The following is a 5697-nucleotide window of genomic DNA, read 5'->3' as shown; positions in this document are numbered from 1 at the left end:
ACACCCCATGAGCACCCATGTAGCAGCACCCGCCGCCACACCCACCGCCATTTTCCCCACCACCCCCGGGTGGCTGACCCTGTCCGCCGCATTCGGCGACGAGGTCCCCGCAATCGCCGACCGTGACGACCTCGTGGTGACCGTCGCGCCCGGGGCGGGGCACGGTGCCCCCGCGTGCTTTTTCCCCGACCTGTACACCATCGAGGTCGACGGGTCCCACGTGGACAGCGGGGTCGACCCCGCCACCGTCGCCCCGCACCGGGTCGGGGACCGCAAGCGCTACCGCACCGCGTGGGGACTGCTCACCCACGAATGCGCGCATGCCAAACACTCGGTCTGGCGTGCACCCGACGACGCACCGCCCGGGGCAGCAGCGGCGGCGACCCTGCTGGAAGAGTCCCGCATCGAAGCGGCACACATCCGACGCCGCCCGGGTGACCGGTACTGGCTGCGCGCCAGCGCCACCAACCTCATTCTCGCCGACACGCAAGCGAACAACCCCGCCACCGCCCCGAAAATGACCACCCACGACGCCGCCCGGTCCGCCGCGCTGCTGCTGGCACGGGTGGACGGGGGAATCCTCAACCGCCGCGAAACCACCCCGGTCGCCCGCGTCGTCAAACAACTCCTCGACGCCGACACCCTCGACACTCTGCGCGAGATCTGGCGCGAGGCACACCGCACCGCCGACGACGACGCCGACGCGATGATCGACCTCGGGCGCCGCTGGTGCGAGGCGCTGGGAACCGACCCGAACGAACCGCCCCCCGAACCCGGGGACGACGACGGCGACGACGGCGACGACGGGCAGAACGGCAACGGCACCCCGTCACCACTGGCGAAAGCGGTCGCCAGCGCGGCGGCGGCGGTCAGCCGCGCCGTAGCCGCCGACCCCGCACCCACCGACCCCGTGACCCAGAAACTCAACGCCGCCGCCGACGAGGACGAGGCACAGCAGAACGCGCAACGCAACGCGCGCGCCGTCTTCAACGGTGGCCCCGGAAAGCCGCCCCCCTACGGCACCACCACCCGGGGCACCCGGGCGCCGCGCCCGTCCGAACGCACCGCCGCGCGCCAACTAGCCCGCTCCCTCACGACCGCCGGAGTCCGTGACCGCACGGTCACGAAAACCCGTTCGGTAGTGCCCCCGGGGCGGTTGCGGATGCGGGGAGCGATGACCGCCGACGCGCAACGCGCGGCGGGCGCGATCCCCACCGCCGAACCGTTCACCCGCACCACCCGCGCGACCGTGCCCGCCCCGCCCCTACGGATCGGCATCGCGTGCGACGTGTCCGGGTCCATGGACGCCTTCGCCGCACCGGTCGCCTCGGCGGCATGGATCCTCGCCGACGCCGCCCGCCACACCGCCGTACCCGCCACCACCGCCACCGTGATCTTCGGCTACCACGTGCGCCCGATCACCCACCCCGGTGTCACCCCGGCACGGGTGACCGAATTCGACACCAACGACGGCGAGCACCACATCGACACCGCGATCGGCGCACTCGACGGCGCGCTTAACCTGTCCCGCCCCGACGCCGCCCGCCTGCTGGTGATCATTTCCGACGGATGCTTCGAAGACGACACGAAGATCCCGGGGCAGAAGATGCTCGACCGGTTGCGCGCCAGCGGTTGCGCCGTGCTGTGGCTGGAACCCAACGACTTCGGCAACGAACCGATGAACGGCGCCACCGTGCACACCCTGACCGACCCCACCACCACCGCCCGCGCCATCGGGCAGGCAGCCACCGCCGCCCTGCGCGCCACCCGCTGAACCATCCCACCGCCCGGGGGCGGGCACCCCCGCCCCCGGGCGAACAAAACCGACGACCACAACGGAAAGAAGCGCCGAACCATGACAACCACGCACACCACGCCGCCCGCTTCCGCAGAGCCCATCGTCAATCAGCACGGCGACACGATCGCGCTGCTGCACTGGCGAGACAACGGCGACGGCACCGACTACGCGCCCATCGACAACGGCACGATCGTCCGCCACCGCGACGGCACCGTAACCGTGCGATGCCAGGACCCCATCGGAACCGTGCGGCGCTACCCGATGCCGGACACGGTAACCGCGTTCTACGCGCTCGGACTGTCCGCGCACCGGTGCAACGGAATCAACTTATGGAACGAACTCGCGAACATGCCGGGCCTCGCTGGTCGCGACTAAAACACGGCCCACCACCAAAGAGCGACCAAGCATCACCGACCCGGAAGGCCAATCCCATGCAGTTCTTCTTTCGCGATGACGCTCCCGAGGACGCCAGGAAATACCAAGAATTCTTCAAAAACATCACCTGGGCTTGCGACCTGTTTCGGTGTCCAACCCCCGAAGACACCGTCGAGACGGACGAACTTGTGCCCAGCGGGGTGCACTACAAGGTGCGCTGCGCTTCCGGACACGTCACCAACGGCATCCCACCCGCACGGTTCCGCAACACCACGGCCACGCCATGGCTCGACTAGCAGGAATGCCCAAACCCCACCGCCGCAACGGAAAGAAGCGCCGACCATGACCGCCACGCACACCACGCCAACCGACCCGACCGTGCCACCCGACGCGGTGACCTTCGTGCCCGCATCACCGGGAACGGTGCCACTACGCAACCCCGCCGGTGCGTGGGCGCTCGTGGTCACGAGCGTGCGGCTCGGCCTTCCTGACCACGACTACCCGACCGATCCCGCGCACACCGACACCGCCGAAATGTTCGCCGGAGTGTGGCTGCCCGCACCGCCGCCCGCCCACGTGCACCGAGGCGACGTCGTGGTGCGACTGACTCCGCCCGCCGACAACGACCCCGCACGGGTGGACGTCGAGGTACTCGCCGCCGCCCCAGGCGAATGGCACACGGTCGCCACGTTCGCCGCGCTGGACACACGGTGGCCGCACCACGTCGCCACCACGGTGACCACGTGGATGCGGGCCCTCGCCGACCGCGCGGAACAGGAGCTGGCCGTGTGGGTGTTCGCCTCGTCGATCTTCGGAAAGAACTCGCCTCCGCGGGGCCCTCGCCCGCCCGGACTCGCCGATGCAGCACAGGTAGACCCGGACGCACCCGACGCGCTCGCCGACCTAATCCGCGCGGGCGAGCTCGCCATCGGCGACGAGCTGGTGTGGAACGACCACACCGCAACCATCGGCCCGCACGGGGAGCTGGTGCACCACACCGGACCGGAGGAGCTTCGCATCTCCACCGTTTCCGCGCTGGCGACCAGCCTCGCCACCCCCACCACCGTCAACGGCTGGCACCTGTGGCGCCGCGCCCGCGACGGACGCCCGCTCGCGCGGCTGCGCGCGGACCTCGCCACCGCGTGAGCACGCGCACCCGAACCCGCACCGGAGGAGGAACCGTTCACCATGACCACGACGACACCCACCGACGCGCCCGCGTCGTTGACCGCCCGCGCGATCACCACCGCCCGCCGCCACCGCGACACCGCCCCGCGCGAATTCGCCGACCGCCACACCTTCCGGCTGCAATGGGACCGCCGCGCGATCACCGCCGCCCACATCGCCGCCGCCCTCGACGTCGGCATCGACACGGTGATCGTGCGCGATGACCCCGACCGCCACCACGGCATCGGAACCCATATCACTCCGGGCGACCTCATCGAGGTCACCAACGAGGGCAGCAGCTGGTACTTCATCCAGGACCTGACCGGGTTCGACCCGTTATGGGGCTGGCTGCTGCTCGGCCCGTGCCCGCACTGCGAGGCACCCCGGGTCCCGGTCGCGCGAGTCGCCGGCCTCGCCGACCTCGGCGCGCACCTCGACCCCGAGTCCGAACACCACGGCACCGACGACGCGCCCGTGGAATTCCACGGCGACCCCGGCCACCACCCGCACTGCCCGCACGCGACGGACGCCTAGCGGGTCCGACCGTCCACACGGGACGACGAAAGGGGACATCCCGTGACCGCCATGCCCGATTACCACCGTGGCCGCAGGTGTGGCTGGGACGACTACCGCGCGGGCCTCGACTACGCGCCGGAACCCGCCTCCCCGCACTGGAGCTCCGGTTACGCCGACGGATGGTTCGACGCCGCCGACGCCGCGACCGCCACCCACGGCCACGCCCTGGCCTGCCAGCTCGCCTGGAACGACGGCGTCGCCGCCCACGAGCGCCGCCAACCCTCAACCAACCCTACGAGCGACTAGGAAGCCCCATCATGGCAACGAAAACGACCACAACGGCACCCGACACCGCCCACGACACCGAACCCAATGCGGCGCCGCCGCGCGTCACGAAGTACGACCGGGTCGCCCTCGACGCGATCCACATCGCCGCCGCGCTACCGGGCAAGTGGACCGTCGGGCGTGGCCGCAATCCCGGCGAGGTCGCGGATCTTCTGTGCCTGAGCACCGGGATCCGCATCGGTTTGCACCCGTGGGATCGGCGCGCGTGGGGGTATCACCTGGTACCAGGCGACGTGCCGCGACGGCTCTGGGACGTGTTCGTGTGGCCACGCGAACACGACGAGGACGCCCATCCCGGCTTCGCCGTCGGCACCGCGCCCGCCGAGGTCGCCACCTACATCCACGAGCACCTCATCCCGCGCTACCACCAGGCACTCGCGCGCGCCGAAACCGACAAACGCGAGCGCGACCAAGCGCGCGCACGCGGGCACGCCGCCCGCGACGAGCTCGCGTCCCAGCTGTTCCACGAACTCACCTCCACATTCCGCCGCGAGGAGCCGCGCAGGATCGCGCCCGTGTCGGTCACGTACATGGAGTTCAGCGACGTCATGCGCATCGAGCTGACCCTGCCGGTCGAGGAGGCGATCGCCCGCGCACCCGCCCTCGCCCGCGCCCTCGGTGCACGGGTCGACCACACCACCGCACCGCCCACCGCCGACGACACCCGTGTGAAGGAGCGCCCCCGATGAACACCGCCGCCGAGACTCTCTCCGGACGCGCCGCTGATGCGTTCGACCGGGCCCGCCGTCAGGATCCCGGCTTCGACACTCGCCCGTGCGACGTCCAGCGCGCCATCACCCGCCGTCGGCTGGTCCGGGATGTGACCGACGTGTTCGGGGTCCCGTGCGCGGCGGTGACGGTCACCGACGACCCGGACCGGGAACACGGCGGGTGGCGCTGGTATCGCGTGACCATCACCGATCACGGCACCGAGTACCGGTTCACCTCCTTCGGCGGCACGGTCGACGACCTGCGGGCCCTCGCGCCGTGCCCGGAGTGCGCCGGCGAGGTGCCGCGGGCCGAGGTCACCGATCTCGCCTCCCTCGGCCGCCTCCTCGACGCGCGCACCAGCGGTCACCCCGTGCCTGTGCCGCTGGGTTTCGGATCCGACGTCGGACACCAGCCTCACTGCCCGAACTCCGAGGGCACCTGACCGCCCAACCCACAGACCCCACAAGGAAAGGGGCACAAGATGACCACCCGCACCGACTTCTACCTCGGCGCACAGTGGATCGGCTCCCTGCAGTTCGCCTGCCACCCCGACAACCTCCTCAAACATCCCTACGGCCGTGCCGCGCTGACCGCGAGGCTCCCCTCGACCTACGTCTCGGCGGTGAAGGACCTGCTGCTGATGTGGGCGGTCGAGGGACTCGGCGCCGCGCACGACCCCCGCAACGGGTGGCCGTGGGACTGGGAAACCAGCCACTGCAACGACTGGATCATCACCTACGACCATGGCGTGCGCATGACGGCGGGCGGCGGCGACCGGTGGCACC

8 protein-coding genes and 1 pseudogene are annotated in these 5697 nt (G+C 70.9%); all 9 read left to right on the top strand.

All coding sequences use genetic code 11. The features are described 5' to 3' along the window. Nucleotides 1-7 precede the first annotated feature (7 nt). Nucleotides 8-1774, top strand: a complete 1767-nt coding sequence (locus H5411_RS45735) for a VWA domain-containing protein (protein WP_101436284.1) — start codon at nucleotides 8-10, stop codon at nucleotides 1772-1774. Nucleotides 1775-1855: 81 nt separating this feature from the next. Then, nucleotides 1856-2173, top strand: coding sequence for a hypothetical protein (locus H5411_RS45730; RefSeq protein ID WP_101436283.1), 318 nt, complete (start codon nucleotides 1856-1858; stop codon nucleotides 2171-2173). Nucleotides 2174-2229: 56 nt separating this feature from the next. Then, the gene (locus tag H5411_RS45725) at nucleotides 2230-2469 is read left to right on the top strand and encodes a hypothetical protein (RefSeq protein WP_101436282.1); all 240 of its coding nucleotides are present in this window, start codon (nucleotides 2230-2232) and stop codon (nucleotides 2467-2469) included. 46 nt (nucleotides 2470-2515) lie between these two features. Next, complete coding sequence (locus H5411_RS45720; protein ID WP_101436281.1) at nucleotides 2516-3319, top strand: hypothetical protein; 804 nt, start codon at nucleotides 2516-2518, stop codon at nucleotides 3317-3319. Nucleotides 3320-3361: 42 nt separating this feature from the next. Then, nucleotides 3362-3874, top strand: coding sequence for a hypothetical protein (locus H5411_RS45715; protein WP_101436280.1), 513 nt, complete (start codon nucleotides 3362-3364; stop codon nucleotides 3872-3874). Nucleotides 3875-3916: 42 nt separating this feature from the next. After that, nucleotides 3917-4162, top strand: coding sequence for a hypothetical protein (locus H5411_RS45710; protein WP_101436279.1), 246 nt, complete (start codon nucleotides 3917-3919; stop codon nucleotides 4160-4162). A gap of 11 nt (nucleotides 4163-4173) precedes the next feature. Next, nucleotides 4174-4890, top strand: coding sequence for a hypothetical protein (locus H5411_RS45705; RefSeq protein ID WP_101436278.1), 717 nt, complete (start codon nucleotides 4174-4176; stop codon nucleotides 4888-4890). Continuing rightward, nucleotides 4887-5354, top strand: a complete 468-nt coding sequence (locus tag H5411_RS45700) for a hypothetical protein (protein ID WP_101436277.1) — start codon at nucleotides 4887-4889, stop codon at nucleotides 5352-5354. Before H5411_RS45705 ends, H5411_RS45700 begins: the two co-directional genes overlap by 4 nt. 39 nt (nucleotides 5355-5393) lie before the next feature. After that, nucleotides 5394-5697: pseudogene (locus tag H5411_RS45695) on the top strand (hypothetical protein); the annotation flags it as partial.

It is taken from the genome of Amycolatopsis echigonensis (assembly GCF_014174495.1).
Taxonomy (GTDB): Bacteria; Actinomycetota; Actinomycetes; order Mycobacteriales; family Pseudonocardiaceae; genus Amycolatopsis; species Amycolatopsis echigonensis.
This window is presented reverse-complemented; position numbering and strand designations above follow the sequence as displayed.